Annotated in this window: 22 protein-coding genes; 17 read left to right on the plus strand and 5 right to left on the minus strand. The window is 60.0% G+C overall.

Going from position 1 to position 19,093, the window contains the following annotated elements; all coding sequences use genetic code 11:
- Positions 1 to 37: 37 nt before the first annotated feature.
- The 12 genes from tsaB to trmB all read left to right on the plus strand — a co-directional run bounded on the left by tsaB (position 38) and on the right by trmB (position 11,046).
- Positions 38 to 697 carry a tRNA (adenosine(37)-N6)-threonylcarbamoyltransferase complex dimerization subunit type 1 TsaB gene (gene tsaB / locus AC1DTN_RS02175; RefSeq protein ID WP_477919813.1) on the plus strand — a complete coding sequence of 220 codons (660 nt, stop codon included), beginning with the start codon at positions 38 to 40 and terminating at the stop codon, positions 695 to 697.
- Positions 694 to 1,194, plus strand: coding sequence for a GNAT family N-acetyltransferase (locus AC1DTN_RS02180; protein WP_477919815.1), 501 nt, complete (start codon positions 694 to 696; stop codon positions 1,192 to 1,194). Before tsaB ends, AC1DTN_RS02180 begins: the two co-directional genes overlap by 4 nt.
- 34 nt (positions 1,195 to 1,228) lie before the next feature.
- Positions 1,229 to 1,657 (plus strand): Fur family transcriptional regulator, encoded by a 429-nt coding sequence (locus AC1DTN_RS02185; protein ID WP_007814920.1) that lies wholly within the window; start codon positions 1,229 to 1,231, stop codon positions 1,655 to 1,657.
- 27 nt (positions 1,658 to 1,684) lie between these two features.
- Positions 1,685 to 2,482, plus strand: coding sequence for a lyso-ornithine lipid O-acyltransferase (gene olsA / locus AC1DTN_RS02190; protein WP_477919817.1), 798 nt, complete (start codon positions 1,685 to 1,687; stop codon positions 2,480 to 2,482).
- A gap of 48 nt (positions 2,483 to 2,530) precedes the next feature.
- Entirely contained in the window at positions 2,531 to 3,940 is a 1,410-nt protein-coding gene (gene miaB, locus AC1DTN_RS02195; protein ID WP_477919818.1) for a tRNA (N6-isopentenyl adenosine(37)-C2)-methylthiotransferase MiaB, read from the plus strand.
- Positions 3,941 to 3,958: 18 nt separating this feature from the next.
- Positions 3,959 to 5,011 (plus strand): PhoH family protein, encoded by a 1,053-nt coding sequence (locus AC1DTN_RS02200; RefSeq protein ID WP_113323564.1) that lies wholly within the window; start codon positions 3,959 to 3,961, stop codon positions 5,009 to 5,011.
- Positions 5,011 to 5,526: an rRNA maturation RNase YbeY gene (gene ybeY, locus AC1DTN_RS02205; RefSeq protein ID WP_113323563.1), complete on the plus strand. Its 516-nt coding sequence runs from the start codon at positions 5,011 to 5,013 to the stop codon at positions 5,524 to 5,526. The genes AC1DTN_RS02200 and ybeY overlap by 1 nt, the downstream gene beginning before the upstream one ends.
- Entirely contained in the window at positions 5,523 to 6,659 is a 1,137-nt protein-coding gene (locus AC1DTN_RS02210; protein ID WP_113323562.1) for a hemolysin family protein, read from the plus strand. The genes ybeY and AC1DTN_RS02210 overlap by 4 nt, the downstream gene beginning before the upstream one ends.
- A gap of 78 nt (positions 6,660 to 6,737) precedes the next feature.
- Positions 6,738 to 8,342 (plus strand): apolipoprotein N-acyltransferase, encoded by a 1,605-nt coding sequence (lnt, locus tag AC1DTN_RS02215; protein WP_477919820.1) that lies wholly within the window; start codon positions 6,738 to 6,740, stop codon positions 8,340 to 8,342.
- Positions 8,343 to 8,495: 153 nt separating this feature from the next.
- Complete coding sequence (locus tag AC1DTN_RS02220; RefSeq protein WP_007814904.1) at positions 8,496 to 8,915, plus strand: helix-turn-helix domain-containing protein; 420 nt, start codon at positions 8,496 to 8,498, stop codon at positions 8,913 to 8,915.
- Between the two features lie 179 nt (positions 8,916 to 9,094).
- On the plus strand, positions 9,095 to 10,348 hold the full coding sequence (metK, locus tag AC1DTN_RS02225) for a methionine adenosyltransferase (RefSeq protein WP_310379463.1): 1,254 nt from the start codon (positions 9,095 to 9,097) through the stop codon (positions 10,346 to 10,348).
- Positions 10,345 to 11,046: a tRNA (guanine(46)-N(7))-methyltransferase TrmB gene (gene trmB, locus AC1DTN_RS02230; protein WP_477919821.1), complete on the plus strand. Its 702-nt coding sequence runs from the start codon at positions 10,345 to 10,347 to the stop codon at positions 11,044 to 11,046. The genes metK and trmB overlap by 4 nt, the downstream gene beginning before the upstream one ends.
- Positions 11,047 to 11,065: 19 nt before the next feature.
- Here trmB and AC1DTN_RS02235 read toward each other — a convergent pair whose 3' ends face one another.
- The 3 genes from AC1DTN_RS02235 to AC1DTN_RS02245 all read right to left on the minus strand — a co-directional run bounded on the left by AC1DTN_RS02235 (position 11,066) and on the right by AC1DTN_RS02245 (position 12,617).
- On the minus strand, positions 11,066 to 11,794 hold the full coding sequence (locus tag AC1DTN_RS02235; protein ID WP_477919891.1) for a carbon-nitrogen hydrolase family protein: 729 nt from the start codon (positions 11,792 to 11,794) through the stop codon (positions 11,066 to 11,068).
- 92 nt (positions 11,795 to 11,886) lie between these two features.
- Complete coding sequence (locus AC1DTN_RS02240) at positions 11,887 to 12,144, minus strand: BQ00720 family protein (protein WP_113298330.1); 258 nt, start codon at positions 12,142 to 12,144, stop codon at positions 11,887 to 11,889.
- A 47-nt stretch (positions 12,145 to 12,191) separates the two neighbouring features.
- Positions 12,192 to 12,617 carry an Hsp20 family protein gene (locus tag AC1DTN_RS02245; protein WP_037100862.1) on the minus strand — a complete coding sequence of 142 codons (426 nt, stop codon included), beginning with the start codon at positions 12,615 to 12,617 and terminating at the stop codon, positions 12,192 to 12,194.
- 282 nt (positions 12,618 to 12,899) lie between these two features.
- Between AC1DTN_RS02245 and AC1DTN_RS02250 the strand changes: the two genes are divergently transcribed.
- A complete protein-coding gene (locus tag AC1DTN_RS02250) occupies positions 12,900 to 13,844 on the plus strand; it encodes a nucleoside hydrolase (protein WP_477919822.1) in 945 nt (314 codons plus the stop codon).
- 73 nt (positions 13,845 to 13,917) lie between these two features.
- Here AC1DTN_RS02250 and grpE read toward each other — a convergent pair whose 3' ends face one another.
- On the minus strand, positions 13,918 to 14,553 hold the full coding sequence (grpE, locus tag AC1DTN_RS02255; protein ID WP_113323556.1) for a nucleotide exchange factor GrpE: 636 nt from the start codon (positions 14,551 to 14,553) through the stop codon (positions 13,918 to 13,920).
- Between the two features lie 111 nt (positions 14,554 to 14,664).
- On the minus strand, positions 14,665 to 15,753 hold the full coding sequence (gene hrcA, locus AC1DTN_RS02260; protein ID WP_037070837.1) for a heat-inducible transcriptional repressor HrcA: 1,089 nt from the start codon (positions 15,751 to 15,753) through the stop codon (positions 14,665 to 14,667).
- A 178-nt stretch (positions 15,754 to 15,931) separates the two neighbouring features.
- Here hrcA and rph point away from each other — a divergent pair, with 178 nt between their 5' ends.
- The 4 genes from rph to hemW all read left to right on the plus strand — a co-directional run bounded on the left by rph (position 15,932) and on the right by hemW (position 19,003).
- A complete protein-coding gene (rph, locus tag AC1DTN_RS02265) occupies positions 15,932 to 16,648 on the plus strand; it encodes a ribonuclease PH (RefSeq protein WP_310379476.1) in 717 nt (238 codons plus the stop codon).
- A 72-nt stretch (positions 16,649 to 16,720) separates the two neighbouring features.
- Positions 16,721 to 17,137 carry a VOC family protein gene (locus AC1DTN_RS02270; RefSeq protein WP_113323555.1) on the plus strand — a complete coding sequence of 139 codons (417 nt, stop codon included), beginning with the start codon at positions 16,721 to 16,723 and terminating at the stop codon, positions 17,135 to 17,137.
- A gap of 9 nt (positions 17,138 to 17,146) precedes the next feature.
- On the plus strand, positions 17,147 to 17,791 hold the full coding sequence (gene rdgB, locus AC1DTN_RS02275) for an RdgB/HAM1 family non-canonical purine NTP pyrophosphatase (RefSeq protein WP_113323554.1): 645 nt from the start codon (positions 17,147 to 17,149) through the stop codon (positions 17,789 to 17,791).
- Between the two features lie 15 nt (positions 17,792 to 17,806).
- Positions 17,807 to 19,003: a radical SAM family heme chaperone HemW gene (gene hemW / locus AC1DTN_RS02280; protein ID WP_439013930.1), complete on the plus strand. Its 1,197-nt coding sequence runs from the start codon at positions 17,807 to 17,809 to the stop codon at positions 19,001 to 19,003.
- Positions 19,004 to 19,093: the final 90 nt, after the last annotated feature.

A 19,093-nucleotide genomic window follows, 5' to 3' on the forward strand; every position in this document is an offset into this window, starting at 1 on the left:
TGGATAGGCGACAATAGTTTATTCGGAAATTGATGGCATGATCGTTCTGGCGCTCGACACGGCAGGTGTGGATTGCGCTGCCGCCATTTATGATAGCGGCAGGAATACGGTGCTGGGGGAGGCATCGGACATGATCGGCAAGGGGCATGCTGAACATCTGATGGGTATCGTCGACCGCGCGCTGGATCAGGCGGGCGTCGCACTTTCGGATGTCGACCGCCTTGCGGTCACCATCGGCCCCGGCTCCTTTACCGGTATCCGCGTCGGCGTTGCCGCAGCCCGCGGCTTTGCGCTTTCCCTCAATATTCCCGCCGTCGGCATCACCACGCTGGAAGTGATGGCGGCCGCCCAGCGCGAAAAGACGCCTGGTCACGCAGTGCTCGCGGCGATGGATGCCAAGCGGGACGAAATCTATCTCCAGTCTTTTACAGCCGACGGCTCACCGCTTGATGAGCCCCGGGCGGTCAGCATTGCCGAAGCGCAGGTTTTCGCTGCCGGTTTCGACGGCGAGATCACCGGTTCGGCGACCCCGATCCTGAAGCCGGATGCAACGGGCGAATACGCCAACTCCTTCCCGATCTCCATCGTGGCGCGTCTCGGTGCTGCCGCGAACCCGAATACCGGAAAGCCGAAGCCCCTTTATCTGCGCGGACCCGATGCCAAACCGCAGGCCGGGTATGCGATTGCAAGAGTATGACGATGCTGGAAGCCTATCTGACGCTGAAACCGGAATTCGAAATCGTCGCCATGGAGCCGGAGGATTGCCTCGATGTTTCCGTCCTGCATGGCGAGCGCTTCGCCCGCCCTTGGGGTGACGGCGAATTTCACAGCCTGCTTTCGCAGAACACCGTCTTCGGCTTTGTCGCCCGCCAGACCAATGCCATCCTGAAAAAGACGCTGCCGGGCTTCATCCTGGCACGCGAGGTGGCGGGCGAGGCGGAAATCCTGACGGTCGCCGTGCAGGCGAAGGTCGCGCGTTCCGGCCTCGGCTGGCGGCTGATGCAGGCCGCCATGCGCGAAGCACGCCTTCGTGGCGGCGAAAGCATGTTCCTGGAAGTCGATAACGGCAATACCGCCGCCCTCTGCCTTTACCGCAAGCTTGGCTTCGAGGTGGCTGGTGAGCGCAAGGGCTATTATAAGGATGCCAATGGGGCTACCTCCACGGCGCTTGTCATGAAGCGCGTTCTTCGGTAGTTCCCTTCTCGGCAGGAATAGCGAGAAGGCAGCCATGACTGAGGTAGCCAAAACCCTTGAGGAGCTTTGCGCTGAACGCGGCATGCGCATGACCGAGCAGCGCCGGGTGATCGCGCGCATTCTCGAGGACTCCGAAGATCACCCCGATGTCGAGGAACTCTATCGCCGCTCCGTCAAGGTCGATGCCAAGATTTCGATTTCGACGGTTTATCGTACGGTGAAGCTATTCGAAGATGCAGGTATCATCGCCCGCCACGATTTCCGTGACGGCCGTTCCCGCTACGAGACGGTGCCTGAAGAGCATCACGACCATCTGATCGATCTGAAGACAGGCGTCGTCATCGAGTTCCGTTCGCCGGAGATCGAGGCGCTGCAGGAGCGGATCGCCCGCGAGCATGGCTTCAAGCTGGTGGATCACCGCCTGGAACTCTACGGCATCCCGCTGAAGAAAGACGAAATCTGATATCATGGCAGTCCGGGAGCGCCGCATTTGATCGTCTGGCTGCGCATCGCCTTCGCCACTACCGTCATCATTGTCGTCAGCATCCTGCTCATGCCGCTACAGGTGCTGGCGCTGCGTTTCGATTGGAGACTCAGGCGTACCCTGCCCCGGCGCTGGCATCGTATCGTCTGCTATTGTCTCGGCATCCGCATTCAGGTGCGCGGCACGCTTGAGAGCCGCCGGCCGCTGATGCTCTGTTCCAACCATTCTTCGTGGATGGACATCATGGTCATGTCGGCCGTGGCCGACGTCGCCTTCATCGCCAAGATCGAGGTGCGCGACTGGCCGATTTTCGGCACGCTCGCCAAGCTGCAGAAAAGCGTCTTCGTGGTGCGGGAGGAAAAGCGCCGCACCGGCCATCAGGCGAGCGAGATCGCCGGCCGCATGGCAGACGGTGAAATCGTCGTGCTTTTTCCCGAGGGAACGACCTCGGATGGTAATCGACTGCTGGAGGTCAAATCGTCGCTCTTCGGCGCTGCCGCAATGGCCGTGCCCCATTCCCCGACCGGCGGCGTCATGGTCCAGCCGGTTTCTATCGCCTATACGCAGGTGCATGGTATCGCCATGGGCCGCTATCACCGCCCGCTTGCGGCATGGCCCGGCGATATCGAGCTCCTACCTCATCTGACCGACATCATGAAATGCGGCGCGATCGATGCCGAAGTCTCCTTCGGCGAGGCGATCGAATATGGCGAAAAGACCAATCGCAAGGAAGTCAGCGCGACGATCGCTGCCCGCATCCGCAACCTGCTGAACCGCAGCCTGCGCGGTCGCGCGATCGACTGATCCGAGATACCCTTTTCTCCCGCGTCAAAAACCACTAGATAACGGGCCATGACCCAGGACAGCGCCCTTCTTCAGGCCCCGGAGGCTTCTCTCCGCGATGGCTCCAACAGCCGCAAGGTTTTCATCAAGACCTATGGCTGCCAGATGAACGTCTACGACTCGACGCGCATGAGCGATGCTCTTGCCCGCGACGGCTATGAGACGACCGAGGATATGGAAGAGGCCGACCTCGTCTTGCTCAACACCTGCCACATCCGCGAGAAGGCGGCCGAGAAGGTCTATTCTGCGCTTGGGCGCCTGCGCGAGATGAAGAAGCGCAAGGCCGCCAACGGCCGCGAGATGATGATCGGTGTTGCCGGTTGCGTAGCGCAGGCGGAAGGCGAGGAAATCCTGCGCCGTGCGCCGGCTGTCGATGTGGTCATCGGCCCACAGACCTATCACCGCCTGCCGGAGGCGCTGCGCCGCGCCAAGGAAGGCCACCGCGTCATCGATACGGAATATGCAATCGAGGACAAGTTCGAGCACCTGCCGATCGCCGAGGCACCGAAGATCCGTGCCCGTGGCGTGACCGCCTTCCTGACGGTTCAGGAAGGCTGCGACAAGTTCTGCACCTTCTGCGTCGTGCCCTATACGCGCGGCTCCGAAGTGTCGCGGCCAGTCGCACAAATCGTCGAGGAGGCGATGAAGCTCGTTGATGGCGGCGTGCGCGAAATCACCCTGCTTGGGCAGAACGTCAATGCCTGGCATGGCGTCGGCCCGAAGGGCGAAGAGTGGAGCCTTGGCGACCTGCTCTACCGGCTTGCCGAAATCCCGCGCCTTGCGCGGCTTCGCTACACGACCAGCCATCCGCGCGACATGGACGACCGGCTGATCGAGGCCCATCGCGACCTTCGCACGCTGATGCCTTATCTGCACCTTCCGGTTCAGGCCGGTTCGGACCGCATTCTAAAGGCCATGAACCGCCGGCACACGGCAGCCGAATATCTTTCCCTCATCGAGCGCATCCGCAAAGCCCGCCCCGATATCGCACTCTCAGGCGACTTCATTACCGGCTTTCCGGGGGAGACAGACCGGGAATTTGAGGATACACTAAAACTCGTTGAGGAGGTTCGTTATGCACAGGCCTTCTCGTTCAAATATTCGACGCGGCCCGGTACGCCCGGAGCGGAATTGAAGGACCAGGTGCCGGAAGACATCAAGGCAGAACGGCTGGAACGCCTGCAGGCGCTGCTTCTCAAGCAGACGCAGGAATTCAACGAGTCTTGCATCGGCAAGGAAATCGATCTTCTCCTGGAAAAGCCCGGCCGTATGCCCGGCCAACTTATTGGCCGCTCACCGTGGCTGCAGTCCGTGAATGTTGATGCAAAAGCATCGCAAATCGGTGACATTATTAAAGTGCGAATCACAGGAACCGGAACCAACAGCCTGTTTGCCGAACGCGCAGAGGCTGAGGTCTAACCCAAGGAGCTCGACCGCTTGAACGGACAGGAATTGGTTTCCACTTCACCGCGCCACCCACGCATTGCGAGCGACGCCAATCACTTCGTCCTGACGTTCGAGAACAACCGGTTCGCCAGCGAACTTTTCGGACAGTTCGATCAGAATCTGAAGCTGCTGGAACAGCGGCTCCATATCGATGCGCGGGCGCGCGGCAACTCTGTTGTCATCACCGGCGATGTGCTGGCCACCAATCAGGCGCGGCGCACACTCGATTACCTCTATGAAAAACTCCAGAAAGGCGGCAGTGTGGAGCGTTCAGACGTTGAAGGCGCAATTCGCATGGCGGTTGCCGCCGACGACCAGCTCACATTACCGACGATGGAGAAAAAAGCCAAATTGACGATGGCGCAGATTTCGACGCGCAAGAAGACGATCATCGCGCGCACGCCAACACAGGATGCCTATATGCGGGCGCTCGAGCGCTCAGAGATGGTGTTCGGCGTTGGTCCGGCCGGTACCGGCAAGACCTATCTCGCCGTCGCCCATGCGGCCCAGCTGCTGGAGCGCGGCGCGGTCGAAAAGATCATTCTCTCCAGACCGGCCGTCGAAGCCGGCGAACGCCTGGGCTTCCTGCCGGGTGATATGAAGGAGAAGGTCGATCCCTATCTGCGCCCGCTTTATGACGCGCTCTACGACATGATGCCCGGCGATAAGGTGGAACGGGCGATTACCGCCGGCGTCATCGAAATCGCGCCGCTTGCCTTCATGCGTGGACGCACGCTCGCCAATGCCGCCGTCATCCTCGATGAGGCGCAGAACACCACGGCGATGCAAATGAAGATGTTCCTGACGCGCCTTGGCGAGAACTCGCGGATGATCATTACCGGCGACCCGAGCCAGATCGACTTGCCGCGTGGCGTCAAATCCGGCCTTGTAGAGGCGCTGCATCTCTTGAACGACGTCGAGGGTATTTCGATCGTGCGCTTCAAGGATGTCGACGTCGTTCGCCATCCGCTCGTCGGCCGCATCGTCAAGGCCTATGACGCGACCTATACCGCAGCAAACGAAGAGGCCAGCCGGCAGGACTGATGGCCGAGCTCGACATACAGATCAGCATCGAGGACACGGGCTGGCCCGCCGAAGATGTATTGCATGCTCTTGGCGAACGCGTGTTGGGTGCGGCTGTCACTTACCTGCGGGAAGAGGAACAGCAACCCTTCCCGAAGATGCCGCCGGAAGTTTCGCTCGTCTTCACCGACGATGCCTCCATCCAGGACATCAATGCGGAATGGCGCGGTAAGGACAAGCCGACCAACGTGCTGTCGTTTCCGGCCTTTCCGGTCAAACCCGGCAAAATGCCCGGTCCGATGCTCGGCGACATCATCATTGCCCTGGAAACGGTCGAGCGCGAGGCGCAAGAGCTCGAAAAGAGCTTTGACGATCATCTGACCCATCTTATGGTGCATGGTTTCTTGCATCTGCTCGGCTACGACCATATGAATAATGACGAAGCCGAAATTATGGAGGGGCTGGAGACTCGCATTTTGGCAGTACTCGGCCTATCTGACCCCTACGAGGGTCAAGACCTTAAAATGGAACCATGAGCGACTTTTCAACGAAGCCGGCGTCAGACGCCAGGGACTCCGAGCAATCCTCCTCTTCCGATGAGGGTGGCAGTAGTCGACACCGACCGCAATCCTTCTGGTCACGCGCCGCGCGCATCTTGAGACCGCAACAAGGCTCGCGCCTGCGCGAAGACATCGCCGACGCGCTGATGACCGACCCGGCTGCAGCCGACGCCTTTTCGCCCGACGAGCGGGCGATGCTCCACAATATCCTGCGCTTCCGCGAAGTGCGCGTTGCCGACGTGATGGTGCCGCGCGCCGATATCGAGGCGGTCGACCAGAACATCACGATCGGCGAACTGATGATCCTCTTCGAGGAAAGCGGCCGTTCGCGCATGCCGGTCTATGCCGAAACGCTCGACGACCCGCGCGGCATGGTGCATATCCGCGATCTTCTTTCCTACGTCGCCAAGCAGGCGCGCAACAAGCGCCGCAGCGGCACAAAGCCTGCGGCAAGCACGCCCGCAATCGAGGTCTCTCCGGAAAATATCCAGAAGGCGCCGCGCTCGGCCAAGCCGAACTTCGATCTCGGACGCGTCGACCTGCAGAAGACGCTCGCCGAAACCGGCATCATCAGACAGATCCTCTTCGTGCCGCCTTCCATGCTGGCATCCGATCTTCTGCGCCGCATGCAGGTGAACCGCACACAGATGGCGCTGGTCATCGACGAATATGGCGGCACTGACGGCCTCGCCTCGCACGAAGATATTGTGGAGATGGTGATCGGCGATATCGACGACGAACATGACGATGAGGAAGTCATGTTCAAACGCATTTCGGAGGACGTCTTCGTTGCCGACGCCCGCGTCGAGCTCGAGGAGATTGCCGAAGCCATTGGTCCGGATTTCGACATCAGCGAGCAGATTGATGAGGTCGATACGCTGGGAGGCCTGATCTTCTCGGCACTGGGGCGCATCCCCGTGCGCGGAGAAGTCGTTCAGGCCCTGTCGGATTTCGAATTCCACATCCTCGATGCCGATCCGCGCCGCATCAAGCGAGTGCGCATCACGCGCAAGCGCCAGGCAATCCGCCGCCGCGCCAAGGCGGATGGTGACGGGCCGCCCATCGGCGACGGAAACGATGATCGGTCGGCGGAATCGACCGCAAACTGACCTTTCCGTAAGACGACAAGCGCACGCTTTTTTGAAAGACTGCGATTGGATTGATTCGCGGCTTTGATGGGAGTGCGCATGGAGCGGCTTGCGGACAGGATTATCCTCGTCTGGGGTTTCAAACGGTCATTGCTTGCGATCGCAGCAGGCGCCTTTGGCGTCCTGGCGCTGCCTCCCATCGGCTTCTTCGCCGCGATGTTCGTTTCCTTCACGCTGCTCGTCTGGCTGATCGATGGGGCGGCCGCCTCGCCGGAAAGCAGCCTTCCCGGCAGGCTCTGGCCGGCATTTGCCACGGGCTGGCTGTTCGGCTTCGGTTACTTCGTTGCGGGGCTCTGGTGGGTTGGGCATGCGCTGCTGATCGATTCAGAGGAGTTTGCCTGGGCCTTGCCGCTCGCGATCCTCGGCCTTCCGGCCTGCCTTGCGACCTTCTACGGCTTGGCTGCGGCGCTTGCCCGTATCTTCTGGTCCGATGGCATGGGGCGGATTGCAGCACTTGCTGCCAGCTTCGGCCTGCTTGAGTGGGTACGCAGCTTCATCTTCACCGGTTTTCCGTGGAACGCCATCGGCTACGCCATGATGCCCATGCCTGTCATGATGCAGTCCGCGCATGTGATCGGCACCATGGGGGTGACGGCTCTCTCGGTCTTCGTCTTTTCTGCCCCTGCCCTACTTGGAACGCGGCAGGGAGCGAAACTCGGCGTCAGCCTCGCGGCAATCCTCTTTGCGGCGCATCTCGGTTACGGCGCCTATATCCTTTATCTCACGCCGAAGCCCGAAGCGTTACCCGAGGACAAGCGGCCTGTGGTTCGCCTGGTCCAGCCGGCGATCGATCAATCCGTCAAGATGGACAATGATGCGGATCGCGAGGCGATCTTCGAGACACATCTCAAGCTTTCGACGGAGCCTCCCAAGGAAGGCGGCAAGAAACCTGACATCATCGTCTGGCCGGAAACCTCGATCCCCTTCATCCTCGCCGACAACAAGGATGCGCTGACGCGGATTGCCGATACGCTCGACGACGACCAGATCCTGATCGCAGGCGCGGTGCGCGCCGAAGAACTCGGCCCCGGCTATCCCACCCGCTATTATAATTCGATCTATGTGATCGACGGACGGGGGCAGATCGTCGCCGCCTCCGACAAGGTGCATCTCGTTCCCTTCGGCGAATATCTTCCGTTCGAGGACATGCTCAACGAACTCGGCATCCAGAATGTAGTGGAGATGCCGGGCGGCTTTTCGGCGGCCGCCAGCCGTCATTTGCTCGAGCTTCCGAGCGGGCTGAAATTCTACCCGCTCGTCTGCTACGAGATCATCTTCCCAGACGAAATGACCGGCGACATCGGCCAAGCGAACGCCATTCTCAACATCACGAATGACAGCTGGTTCGGCTCAACACCGGGTCCCTACCAGCATTTTCAGCAGGCTCGCGTACGGGCGGTTGAGACCGGTTTGCCGCTGATTCGCGATGCGAATAGTGGAATTTCGGCGGTTGTAGACGCGCGCGGCGAAATCGTTTCAGGTCTAAAATTAGACGAAATGGGCTTTATTGATGCAACCCTCGATGGATTCGGAAAAAACACGGGAAGCCCATACCCCCGCCAAACGTACTTCTGGTTGACTGAAACGTTACTGATGATCATTGCGCTAATTTCACGCAGGGGTTTTATTTTCAGGTTGAATTGACCGAAAACCCCTAAAATTGCATAGTGGTCGCAATCGGCGTTAGTAACGTATGCTTCAAGGTGGGTTATCGCGACTTGCAACGTGGCGTTACGGAATGAGGTCAGGGCATGCCGGTTAGAACAGAGTTGAATTTTTCTTTGCTAGGGCACGACCATGATTGAAAATAAGAAGAAGCCGAATCCTATCGACATCCATGTCGGTAGCCGCATCCGGCTTCGCCGTACTATGTTGGGCATGAGCCAGGAGAAGCTTGGCGAAAGCCTCGGCATCACCTTTCAGCAAATCCAGAAATACGAGAAAGGTACCAACCGCGTTGGTGCCAGCCGCCTCCAGAACATTTCAAGCATCCTCAACGTTCCCGTTTCCTTCTTCTTCGAAGACGCTCCCGGCGAACATTCCGGTGCCTTGACCGGCATGTCGGAAGCCTCGAGTTCGAACTACGTCGTCGATTTCCTCTCCTCTTCGGAAGGACTCCAGCTCAACCGCGCATTTGTGAAGATCACCGATCCCAAGGTTCGTCGCAAAGTCGTCGAACTGGTGAAGGCACTGGCGGCGGAAGCCGACTCCGACTGAGCGTCCCCACGCTCGGAAAAGCTTAAGGCGGCTCAAAAGGCCGCCTTTTTGCGTTTTTGGGGCAAAATTTGTCATTTCGCCGCAGATATAAAGATATATTTATGTCCTTCTGTGCTTGTCATCGGGGCACGAAGTGAGTACCTACTAGACCGCTTTTATTCTTTGAGGGGAATCCCGGAATGCGCGCGAACTATCTCTTTACCAGCGAATCTGTTGCCGAAGGTCACCCGGACAAGGTGTGTGACCGCATCTCCGACGAGATCGTCGATCTGGTCTACCGCGAAGCGGCAAAGACCGGCATCAATCCGTGGGGCGTGCGCATTGCCTGCGAAACCCTCGCGACGACCAACCGCGTCGTCATCGCCGGTGAAGTTCGCCTGCCGCCGAGCCTGATGAAGAAGGACAAGGACGGCAAGGACGTCATCAACCCGTCGAAGTTCAAGGCTGCGGCCCGTCGCGCCATCAAGGACATCGGTTACGAACAGGACGGCTTCCACTGGAAGAAGGCCAAGATCGACGTGCTGCTGCACTCACAGTCGGCCGACATCGCCCAGGGCGTGGACAGCGCCGCCGACCAGCAGGGTGACGAAGGCGCCGGCGACCAGGGCATCATGTTCGGCTACGCCTGCAAGGAAACGCCTGATCTCATGCCGGCGCCAATCTACTATTCCCACAAGATCCTTCAGCTGCTCGCTGTCGCCCGCAAGAAGGGCGAAGGCGAAGTCGCCAAGCTCGGCCCCGACGCCAAGAGCCAGGTGACCGTCCGCTATGTCGACGGCAAGCCGGCGGAAGCCACCTCGATCGTTCTTTCCACTCAGCATCTGGACGACAGCTGGGATTCGAAGAAGGTTCGCAGCGTCGTCGAGCCCTATATCCGCGAAGCTCTCGGCGACCTGAAGATCGCCGACGATTGCAAGTGGTACATCAACCCCACCGGCAAGTTCGTCATCGGCGGCCCGGATGGTGACGCCGGCCTCACTGGCCGCAAGATCATCGTCGACACCTATGGCGGTGCTGCTCCGCATGGCGGTGGCGCATTCTCCGGCAAGGACACGACGAAGGTCGACCGTTCGGCTGCCTATGCTGCCCGCTACCTCGCCAAGAACGTCGTAGCTGCCGGCCTTGCCGACCGTTGCACGATCCAGCTCTCCTACGCCATCGGTGTTGCCCAGCCGCTGTCGATCTATGTCGACCTGCACGGCACCGGCAAGGGTGTGACCGAAGATCAGGTCGAAGCCGCGATCCGCCAGAACATGGACCTGTCGCCGTCGGGCATCCGCCGCCACCTCGACCTCAACAAGCCGATCTATGCCAAGACCTCCGCTTACGGCCATTTCGGCCGCAAGGCTGGCCGCGACGGCTCGTTCTCCTGGGAGCGCACGGATCTCGTGAAGGGTCTCAAGGACGCGGTCAAGACCAAGGCTGCTGCATGACGGATATGGAACGCCGGGGCCGGGCGACCGAAGCGTTTTTCGGTCGCCGCAAGGGAAAAGCCCTGCGTGAACAGCAGGCCGATCGGCTTGCTACACTGCTTCCGGCATTCATCATCGATCTCTCGGCGGCTCCCCCGAAGCCGCCGAAGGACATTTTCGCTGTTCCGGTCGAGAAAATGCGGCTGGAGATCGGCTTCGGCGGTGGAGAACATCTCATCCACCGCGCGCTGGAAACGCCTTCGACGGGCTTTATTGGCGTGGAGCCTTTTGTAAACTCCATGCAGAAGCTGCTTGCACGCGTCGACGAAACGGGTGCGCGCAACGTGCGTGTCTATAACGATGACGCGACGCAGCTTCTCGACTGGCTTCCCGATCATTGCCTCGATCAGATCGACCTGCTCTATCCGGACCCCTGGCCGAAGCGGAAGCACTGGAAGCGTCGCTTCGTCTCCAAGACCAATCTCGACCGTTTTCACCGGGTGCTGAAGCCAGGCGGGCTGTTCTGCTTCGCCTCAGACATCGACACCTATGTGAACTGGACGCTGCTGAAATGCCGCGACCATGGCGGCTTCGAATGGATGGCGCAGAATGCCGCCGACTGGCTGACGCCCTATGAGGGCTGGCCGAGCACCCGCTATGAAGCCAAGGCTCGCCGCGAAGGTCGCTCCTCGGCCTATCTCACCTTCAAGTGTGTCTGACCTACCTAGGTGTGAGCTTTCAGGGCAGATCAGCCATCACGACATCCTCGACGCCTTCGACGGCTTGGCCGATGACGGAGCCGTCGGGCGCGATGATGGCTGTGCAGCCATAGCCGAACCACCGGTCTGGGCCTTCGTCGACTGCGCCTACGGCGTCGCAACACATGTACCAGCGCTTCGTCCGCCGCGCGCAGGAGCGCATATGCTCCAGTGATTCCTCACGCCAGATCTCGGCCTTGAGGGGCCGCAGTACCATATTGATCGGGCAGCAGATCAGATCCGCGCCCTGTGCAACGAGCCTGTCAGCGGCATCGGGATAGTTGTTGTCGTTACAGATATTGATGCCGAAGGTGCGGCCGGCGCGGCTCCAGACAGGGAAGTCCGTTCCCGGAGCACAGCCGCTCTCGATGGGGTAAGCCTTGGCATAGGTGCCACGCAGCACGCCGGCTTCGATCACGACAGCACTGTTGAAGACCGCTTCGCCACGGCGTTCGAAACAGCCTATGACGGCGGTTGCCCTTGTCGGCGCGAGCTTTTCCAGAATTGAACGAAATGCAGGGCTGTCAAGCGAGAGCGCCCGTCGTTCAACGCGATGCTGCCGGTAGCTATGTCCCTGAAGGTAGGATTCCGAAAAAAGAGCGAGATCGACACCATGTGCATCGGCCCAGAGCAGGTCGCTCAATATGACTTCGGCCGCGGCCTCCGTGTCGTCGAAAATGGGAAAACGCTGGAAGGCGGCTATACGCATGGGCAAGGGACTAGCATGAGTCCCTCGCATCGCCCATTATCATTCTTCACACATGCATTCTTACGGTCGGCCTTGCGGCAGTCCGGTCGTGATCAATGCAGGCTGACTGTCTTCAGCTCGTCTTCGGCAGCCTTGAAGAAGGTGCTGGAGCGGTTATCCGTAAGCAGGATCGGTGTACCATCAGCGCCGAACAATGCCCAGAGATCAACGCTTGGATCGATATCCGGCGCCTCGGGGAAGCACCTGGCAACCTCTTCATTGCGTATTTTGCGGATATAGGCGACCTCGCCATTGCCGATGCCGGCAAGTTCGGACTTGGTCAGACGCGACGTAGCTTCTTTCATCAACATTCCTGTTCCTCCGAGAGAAGGGACCAACGGTTCAACAAACCGTTGTGCTACTGTGAAACCGAAATGTTAATTTTCTTGACCATGCGCGCCGGTTCCGGGCGAATTAGATCCACCGAGAGCAGACCGTTCTTGAGGCTTGCGCCTAAGACCTGCATGCCATCCGCGAGAACGAAAGTCCGCTGGAACTGTCTCGCCGCAATGCCACGATAGAGATAATCGCGCTCGCCCTGATCGATCTGCCGGCCACGGATCAGAAGCTGGTTTTCCTCGGTCGACACATCGAGCTCTTCTTCGCTGAAACCGGCTACGGCAAGCGTAATGCGAAGCCGCTCAGGCGCGTCGTGGCCTGCGGCGATGCGTTCGATATTATAGGGTGGATAACCATCGCTCGCCTTGGAAATCCGCTCGAGCGTCTTTTCCATGGCATCAAAGCCCAGAAGCAGCGGGCTGGCGAAAGGGGTGATACGGCTCATATTCCAAAGTCCTTGATGCAAGCGACCTCTCCGGACCTCAACACGCAGCATCCGGGTACCGCTAATATGGGAACGACAGTTGCTCGCTGCAAGGCGTGATGGCCGCCGGCCAGGCCTCCCGCATTGTAAGGTAAAGCTTCGTAGGACCGCTTCCTTGACAAAGGACGCAGTGCCCCGCATCAAAACATGCCCCGGTGCACTGTGTTGATTTGCGACGGGAGCGTGAAGACAATGAAAAGGTGCATGCTAGAGCGACACGCACCAGAGGATGGAACTACCCGGATGGCAGAACCGAGAAAAATCATTATCGACACCGATCCCGGCCAGGACGATGCTGCCGCGATCATGCTGGCCTTCGGCAGTCCGGGAGAGCTTGATGTCCTGGGCATCACCACTGTCGCCGGTAACGTGCCGCTGTCTCTGACAAGCCGCAATGCGCGCATCATCTGCGAGCTTTGCGAGCGGACCGATATCAAGGTCTTTGCCGGCGCCGACCGGCCGATCGCCCGCAAGCTCGTCACCGCCGAGCACGTGCATGGCAAGACAGGTCTCGACGGCCCTACCCTTCCAGAGCCGACGATGCCGCTGCAGGCACAGCATTCCGTCGACTTCATCATCGAAACGCTGCGACGCGAGCCGGAAGGCACCGTTACGCTCTGCACGCTCGGACCGCTGACCAATATCGGCCTGGCCTTCCAGAAGGCGCCCGACATCGTGCCGCGTATCCGCGAACTTGTCATGATGGGCGGCGGCTTCTTTGAAGGCGGCAACATCACGCCGGCTGCTGAATTCAACATCTATGTCGATCCGGAAGCCGCCGATATCGTGTTCCGCTCGGGCGTGCCCGTCGTCACGATGCCGCTCGACGTGACGCATCAGCTTCTGACCCGCAAGGACCGCGTCAAGCGCATGGCCGAAATCGGCACGGCGCCCGCCAAGGCGATGGTGGAGATGCTGGAATTCTTCGAGCGCTTCGACATCGAAAAATATGGCTCGGATGGCGGCCCGCTACACGACCCGACGACGGTCGCCTACCTTCTGAAGCCTGAGCTCTTCAAGGGCCGGGACTGCAATGTCGAGATCGAGGTAGCGTCGGAGCTGACCGTCGGCATGACCGTTGTCGACTGGTGGCATGTGACCGAGCGCAAGCGCAATGCGAAGGTCATGCGCTACGTCGATGCCGACGGCTTTTTCGATCTGCTGATCGAGCGCTTTGCGCGGATATGATCCGCCAAAATTAGACAGGAGCCAGAAAGGCCGCTCGCGCGGCCTTTCTTAATTGTCCAGCATTCTTATTGTCTTAGGCGTCCTTCTCGTCCAGAACCGAGTTGGCCTCGGCTTCCACGAGTTTCGGACCACCCTTGGCGACGCCGACCATGGCCGGGCGAAGCACGCGCTCACCGATGGAGAAACCGGCCTGTACGACCTGCACGACCGTATTGTTCGGCACTTCGGTATTCGGCACTTCAAACATTGCCTGATGGAAGTTCGGGTCGAACTTCTGGCCGACCGGCTCCAGCTTGCGAACGCCGTGGCGCTCGAGAGCCGAGAGCATGGAACGCTCGGTCATCTCGACACCCTCGATCAGCGTCGTCAGGCCAGCGTCGGCGGCAGCCTTGACCTCGGGCGGAATGGCGTCGATCGCACGGCGCAGATTGTCCGAGACGGCCAGCATGTCGCGGGCGAAGCCTGCGACGGAATAGGACTTGGCGTCCTTGACCTCGCGCTCTGTACGGCGTCGCAGATTATCCATTTCAGCGGCAAGCCGCAGATAGCGGTCGCGCAATTCGGTATTCTCGGCCTTCAGAAGCTCAAGCGCATCCGGTTCGCCTGCAGCTGCTTCCTTCACGGCTTCATTCTCGACGTTTGCGGCGGCGTCGGCTGTGGCTTCCGCCGCAGCCGCGTCAGGTCCGTTCTTCGTCGTTTCATCAGTCATGACGGTCTCCGGTTCGTGTATTCTCAGATGCGCCCGATATCGATGTTTGGCCGGAAAAAATCAAGTCTGCGTGACGAAGAAGCTAAAATTCCGCCGGTTTCGCGCAAGGGATCAGAGAGATCCGCGCGAAAGGCGCGACACGAGCTGGGCCGTATAGTCCACCATCGGCACGATGCGGGAATAATTGAGCCGCGTGGGACCGATCACGCCCACCGCGCCGACGATACGGTCGTCGTCATCACGATAGGGCGCCACAATGAGCGAGGAGCCGGAAAGTGAGAAGAGCTTGTTTTCCGAACCGATGAAGATGCGCACGCCCGGCCCGCTTTCGGCAAGGTTCAGGAGTTCGATCAAGCTGTCCTTCTTCTCGAGGTCATCGAAGAGCAGGCGCAGCCGGTCGAGGTCTTCCGCCCCACCTACGCCTTCCAGCAGGTTTGCTCGGCCGCGGATGATGAGCTGTGCCGGCTTGGTCTCGTCCGAGCTGCCGGCCCATACGGCGATGCCGCGCTCCACGAGATCTCGTGACAGCGCATCAAGCTCGTGGCGAACTTCATCTTTCAGCCGGCTCAATTGCAAGCGCAATTCCGGCAGCGTCTGGCCGGTCATGTGCGCGTTGAGAAAATTGGCGGCTTCGGTGAGCTGCGAGGAGGTAACGCCCGCAGGCAGCTCGATGATGCGGTTTTCTATCTGATCATGATCGCCGACGAGCACGGCCAGCGCCTTGGTAGGCTCCAGGCGGATGAACTCGACATGTTTCAGAACCGGGTCGCTCTTGGACGTGATAACGAGGCCGGCACCGCGCGAAATGCCCGAGAGCATGCGGCTTGCCTCGTTCATCATCGATTCCACCGGATTGTCGCGGCTTCCGGCCCGGACCTGACGGTCGATGCTGGCACGCTCCTCGACGGAGAGATCGCCGACCTGCATGAAGGCATCGACGAAGAAGCGCAGGCCGATCTGAGTCGGCAGACGGCCGGCGCTGACATGCGGAGAATAGATAAGCCCGAGCTCCTCCAGATCGCTCATGACATTGCGAACGGAGGCAGGCGACAGGGACATGGGCAGAAGACGCGAGAGATTGCGGGAGCCCAGGGGCTCGCCATGCTCCAGGTAGCCTTCGACGATGCGCCGGAAAATTTCCTTCGACCGTTCATCCAGCGCAGCCACGGCATCCGAAATTGATGTCGACCTGTAGCTCATGAACTTTTCGCACCCGCACTGAATGATGTCAGGGAAATATAGCCAATATGATCCCCGTGGCAAAAGGGAATTTGCAAATGCACGCAGCCAATCGTAGAAGCGGGCGACGATACAATGCATGCATGACATTGCCCGAGAAGCGCTTACGCTTTTCGGCATCATGTTTCAGGAGAAGAGAATGCGGCCTTCAGGCAGAAAAACAGACCAGATGCGCAAGGTCTCCTTCGAGCGCAATTTTTCCAAGCACGCGGAAGGTTCCTGCCTGGTAAAGTTCGGCGACACACACGTGCTCTGCACGGCAAGCCTCGAAGACAAGACCCCGCCGTGGCTGCGCAACACCGGCAAGGGCTGGGTCACCGCCGAGTATGGCATGCTGCCGCGCGCAACCGGCGAGCGCATGAAGCGCGAAGCTGCTGCCGGCAAGCAGGGCGGCCGCACGCAGGAAATCCAGCGCCTCATCGGCCGCTCGCTGCGTGCCGTGGTCGATCTGACCGCGCTCGGCGAACGCCAGATCACGCTCGACTGCGATGTCATCCAGGCGGATGGCGGCACGCGCACGGCCTCGATCACCGGCGGCTGGATTGCGCTGTACGACTGCCTGCGCTGGATGGAAACCCGCAACATGATCAAGGCCGACCGCGTGCTGAAGGATCATGTCGCGGCGATCTCCTGCGGTATCTTCGCCAATCAGCCGGTGATCGACCTCGACTATCTCGAGGATTCCTCGGCTGAGACCGATGCCAATTTCGTCATGACGGGCGCCGGCGGCATTGTGGAGATTCAAGGCACGGCAGAAGGCACGCCTTTCACCGAGGAAGAATTCTCCTCGCTGATGGGCCTTGCGAAAGCAGGCATTGCCGAACTGGTGGATCTGCAGAAGCAGGCGATCGCCTGAGGCCTATTCAAGCCTCGCTATTGAATTTCCTTGTCCCTGCTCCCGGGGGCAGGGCCGGACAAGGGGCGGGCAATGGCGCAACCCATCGAAGGCATTCTTGAGACCGCGCTCTACGCAACCGATCTTGATGCGGCCGAAGGCTTCTACGGAACTGTGCTGGGCCTTGAGAAGATCGCACGTTCGGGCAACCGCCATGTATTCTTCCGCTGCGGACCGGGCGTGCTCCTGATCTTTAACCCGGAGGAAACGGTGAAGCCACCGGCACCTGACAGCCTGCAGGTTCCGCCACATGGCACCATCGGAAAAGGCCACGCCTGCTTCAGGGTTTCGGGAGATAATCTCGATGCGATGGCGGAGAAGCTGAAAGCTGCCGGCATCGGCATCGAATCCGAGGTTCACTGGCCGCAGGGCGGCCGATCGATTTATTTCCGCGATCCTGATGGCAATAGCCTGGAATGCGCGGAGGCGAAAATCTGGGGCATGGGATAAGGATACTTTATGCGTAAGCTTGAAACCAAGACTATTGTCGTCGCCAGCCATAATCAGGGCAAGATCCGCGAAATCCAGGATCTGATCGGGCCGCTTGGCTTCACCGCCAAATCGGCTGCCGAGCTCAATTTCATCGAGCCCAAGGAAACCGGGACGACCTTCGAGGAAAATGCCACGATCAAGGCAATCGCCTCGGCCAAGGCCTCCGGCATGCCCGCGCTTTCTGACGATTCCGGACTCGTCGTCGATGCCCTCGGCGGTGATCCCGGCGTCTACACGGCCGACTGGGCGGAGACAGGCAACGGCCCCCGTGATTTCAACATGGCCATGGAAAAGGTCGAGAAGGCACTGGAAAAGGCAGGTGCCACGAAGCCGGAGCAGCGCACCGCGCGTTTCGTCAGCGTGCTCTGCCTTGCCTGGCCGGATGGCCACACGGAGCTTTTCCGCGGCGAAGTGGAAGGCACCGTTGCCTGGCCGCCGCGTGGAACGCAGGGTTTCGGCTATGATCCGGTCTTCCAGCCAGAAGGCTATGATGTGACCTTCGGCGAGATGAGTGCGGAGGAAAAGCATGGCTGGAATATCGGCAAGCCGCAGGCGCTGTCGCACCGCGCTCGCGCCTTCAAGCTCTTTGTCGAAACCTGCCTGGAAGCATAAGGCCAAGCTTAGAACATGATCGATTCGCCTGCGCTGATGTCCGACACAAAGCTTCTGCCTGATACCGGCGAACCCGGTTTCGGGATCTATGTGCATTGGCCTTTTTGTGCGGCGAAGTGTCCCTATTGCGATTTCAACAGCCATGTCCGCCATCAGCCGGTCGATCAGGAGCGCTACGTCGCAGCTTTCCTGAAGGAGATAGCCACGGCCCGCCAGATGAGCGGGCCGAAGACGGTGACCAGCGTCTTCCTCGGCGGCGGCACGCCCTCGTTGATGAAGCCGGAAACGGTCGACGCGATCATGAACGGCATTTCTCGACACTGGCATGTGCCCGACGGTATCGAGATCACGATGGAAGCCAACCCCTCGAGCGTTGAGGCCGAACGCTTCCGCGGCTATCGCGCCGCCGGAGTCAACCGCGTCTCGCTCGGTGTGCAGGCGCTGAACGATCGCGATCTCAAATTCCTCGGACGACTGCATGACGTTGCCGACGCGCTGAAGGCGATCAGGCTGGCGCGCGACATCTTCCCGCGCATGTCCTTCGATCTGATCTATGCCAGGCCGAACCAGACGGTTGAGGAATGGGAGAGCGAGCTGAAAGAAGCGATCTCCTATGCAGTCGATCACCTTTCGCTCTACCAGCTTACCATCGAGGAAGGCACACCCTTCTACGGCCTCCACAAGGCCGGAAAGCTGATCGTGCCCGATGGGGACCAGTCCGCCGCACTCTATGAGGCCACGCAGGAAATCACCGAGCGTGAAGGATTGCCGGCCTATGAGGTATCCAACCATGCCCGGCCCGGCGCCGAGAGCCGCCACAACCTCACCTACTGGCGCTATGGCGATTATGCCGGCATTGGCCCCGGCGCACATGGGCGCCTGACGCGCGGGCCAGAAAAGATCGCGACCGCTACGGAGCGCAAGCCGGAAACCTGGCTGGACCTCGTCGAAAGCGACGGGCACGGTATCATCGAGCAAGAGCGCCTCGGTTTCGACGAGCAGGCCGATGAATTGCTGCTGATGGGACTGCGCCTGAAGGAAGGCGTCGATCTTGCCCGCTGGCAGCAGCTTTCCGGCCGCGATCTCGATCCGAAGCGCGAAGAATTTTTACTGGAACACGGCTTCATCGAGCGGATCGGTAATTCCCGCCTGCGCTGTACGCCGGCAGGCATGCTGATCCTTGATTCCGTCGTCGCGGACCTCGCCTGCTAGAGCATTCCCGTTATTCTTCGAAACAGGAATGCTCTATCTCTTTGTTTTTACACAATTCCGGGCGAAAAACCGCAGCGCACTTTTGCTGGA

The sequence above is a fragment of the Rhizobium sp. 01T444 genome, from assembly GCF_056398305.1.

Bases quoted from the DNA above. Each gene is read 5' to 3' on its own strand.
- tsaB (WP_477919813.1), top strand. From the start codon at position 38: ATGATCGTTCTGGCGCTCGACACGGCAGGTGTGGATTGCGCTGCCGCC.
- AC1DTN_RS02180 (WP_477919815.1), top strand. From the start codon at position 694: ATGACGATGCTGGAAGCCTATCTGACGCTGAAACCGGAATTCGAAATC.
- AC1DTN_RS02185 (WP_007814920.1), top strand. From the start codon at position 1,229: ATGACTGAGGTAGCCAAAACCCTTGAGGAGCTTTGCGCTGAACGCGGC.
- miaB (WP_477919818.1), top strand. From the start codon at position 2,531: ATGACCCAGGACAGCGCCCTTCTTCAGGCCCCGGAGGCTTCTCTCCGC.
- ybeY (WP_113323563.1), top strand. From the start codon at position 5,011: ATGGCCGAGCTCGACATACAGATCAGCATCGAGGACACGGGCTGGCCC.
- AC1DTN_RS02210 (WP_113323562.1), top strand. From the start codon at position 5,523: ATGAGCGACTTTTCAACGAAGCCGGCGTCAGACGCCAGGGACTCCGAG.
- lnt (WP_477919820.1), top strand. From the start codon at position 6,738: ATGGAGCGGCTTGCGGACAGGATTATCCTCGTCTGGGGTTTCAAACGG.
- AC1DTN_RS02220 (WP_007814904.1), top strand. From the start codon at position 8,496: ATGATTGAAAATAAGAAGAAGCCGAATCCTATCGACATCCATGTCGGT.
- metK (WP_310379463.1), top strand. From the start codon at position 9,095: ATGCGCGCGAACTATCTCTTTACCAGCGAATCTGTTGCCGAAGGTCAC.
- trmB (WP_477919821.1), top strand. From the start codon at position 10,345: ATGACGGATATGGAACGCCGGGGCCGGGCGACCGAAGCGTTTTTCGGT.
- AC1DTN_RS02235 (WP_477919891.1), bottom strand. From the start codon at position 11,794: ATGCGTATAGCCGCCTTCCAGCGTTTTCCCATTTTCGACGACACGGAG.
- AC1DTN_RS02240 (WP_113298330.1), bottom strand. From the start codon at position 12,144: ATGTTGATGAAAGAAGCTACGTCGCGTCTGACCAAGTCCGAACTTGCC.
- AC1DTN_RS02245 (WP_037100862.1), bottom strand. From the start codon at position 12,617: ATGAGCCGTATCACCCCTTTCGCCAGCCCGCTGCTTCTGGGCTTTGAT.
- AC1DTN_RS02250 (WP_477919822.1), top strand. From the start codon at position 12,900: ATGGCAGAACCGAGAAAAATCATTATCGACACCGATCCCGGCCAGGAC.
- grpE (WP_113323556.1), bottom strand. From the start codon at position 14,553: ATGACTGATGAAACGACGAAGAACGGACCTGACGCGGCTGCGGCGGAA.
- hrcA (WP_037070837.1), bottom strand. From the start codon at position 15,753: ATGAGCTACAGGTCGACATCAATTTCGGATGCCGTGGCTGCGCTGGAT.
- rph (WP_310379476.1), top strand. From the start codon at position 15,932: ATGCGGCCTTCAGGCAGAAAAACAGACCAGATGCGCAAGGTCTCCTTC.
- AC1DTN_RS02270 (WP_113323555.1), top strand. From the start codon at position 16,721: ATGGCGCAACCCATCGAAGGCATTCTTGAGACCGCGCTCTACGCAACC.
- rdgB (WP_113323554.1), top strand. From the start codon at position 17,147: ATGCGTAAGCTTGAAACCAAGACTATTGTCGTCGCCAGCCATAATCAG.
- hemW (WP_439013930.1), top strand. From the start codon at position 17,807: ATGATCGATTCGCCTGCGCTGATGTCCGACACAAAGCTTCTGCCTGAT.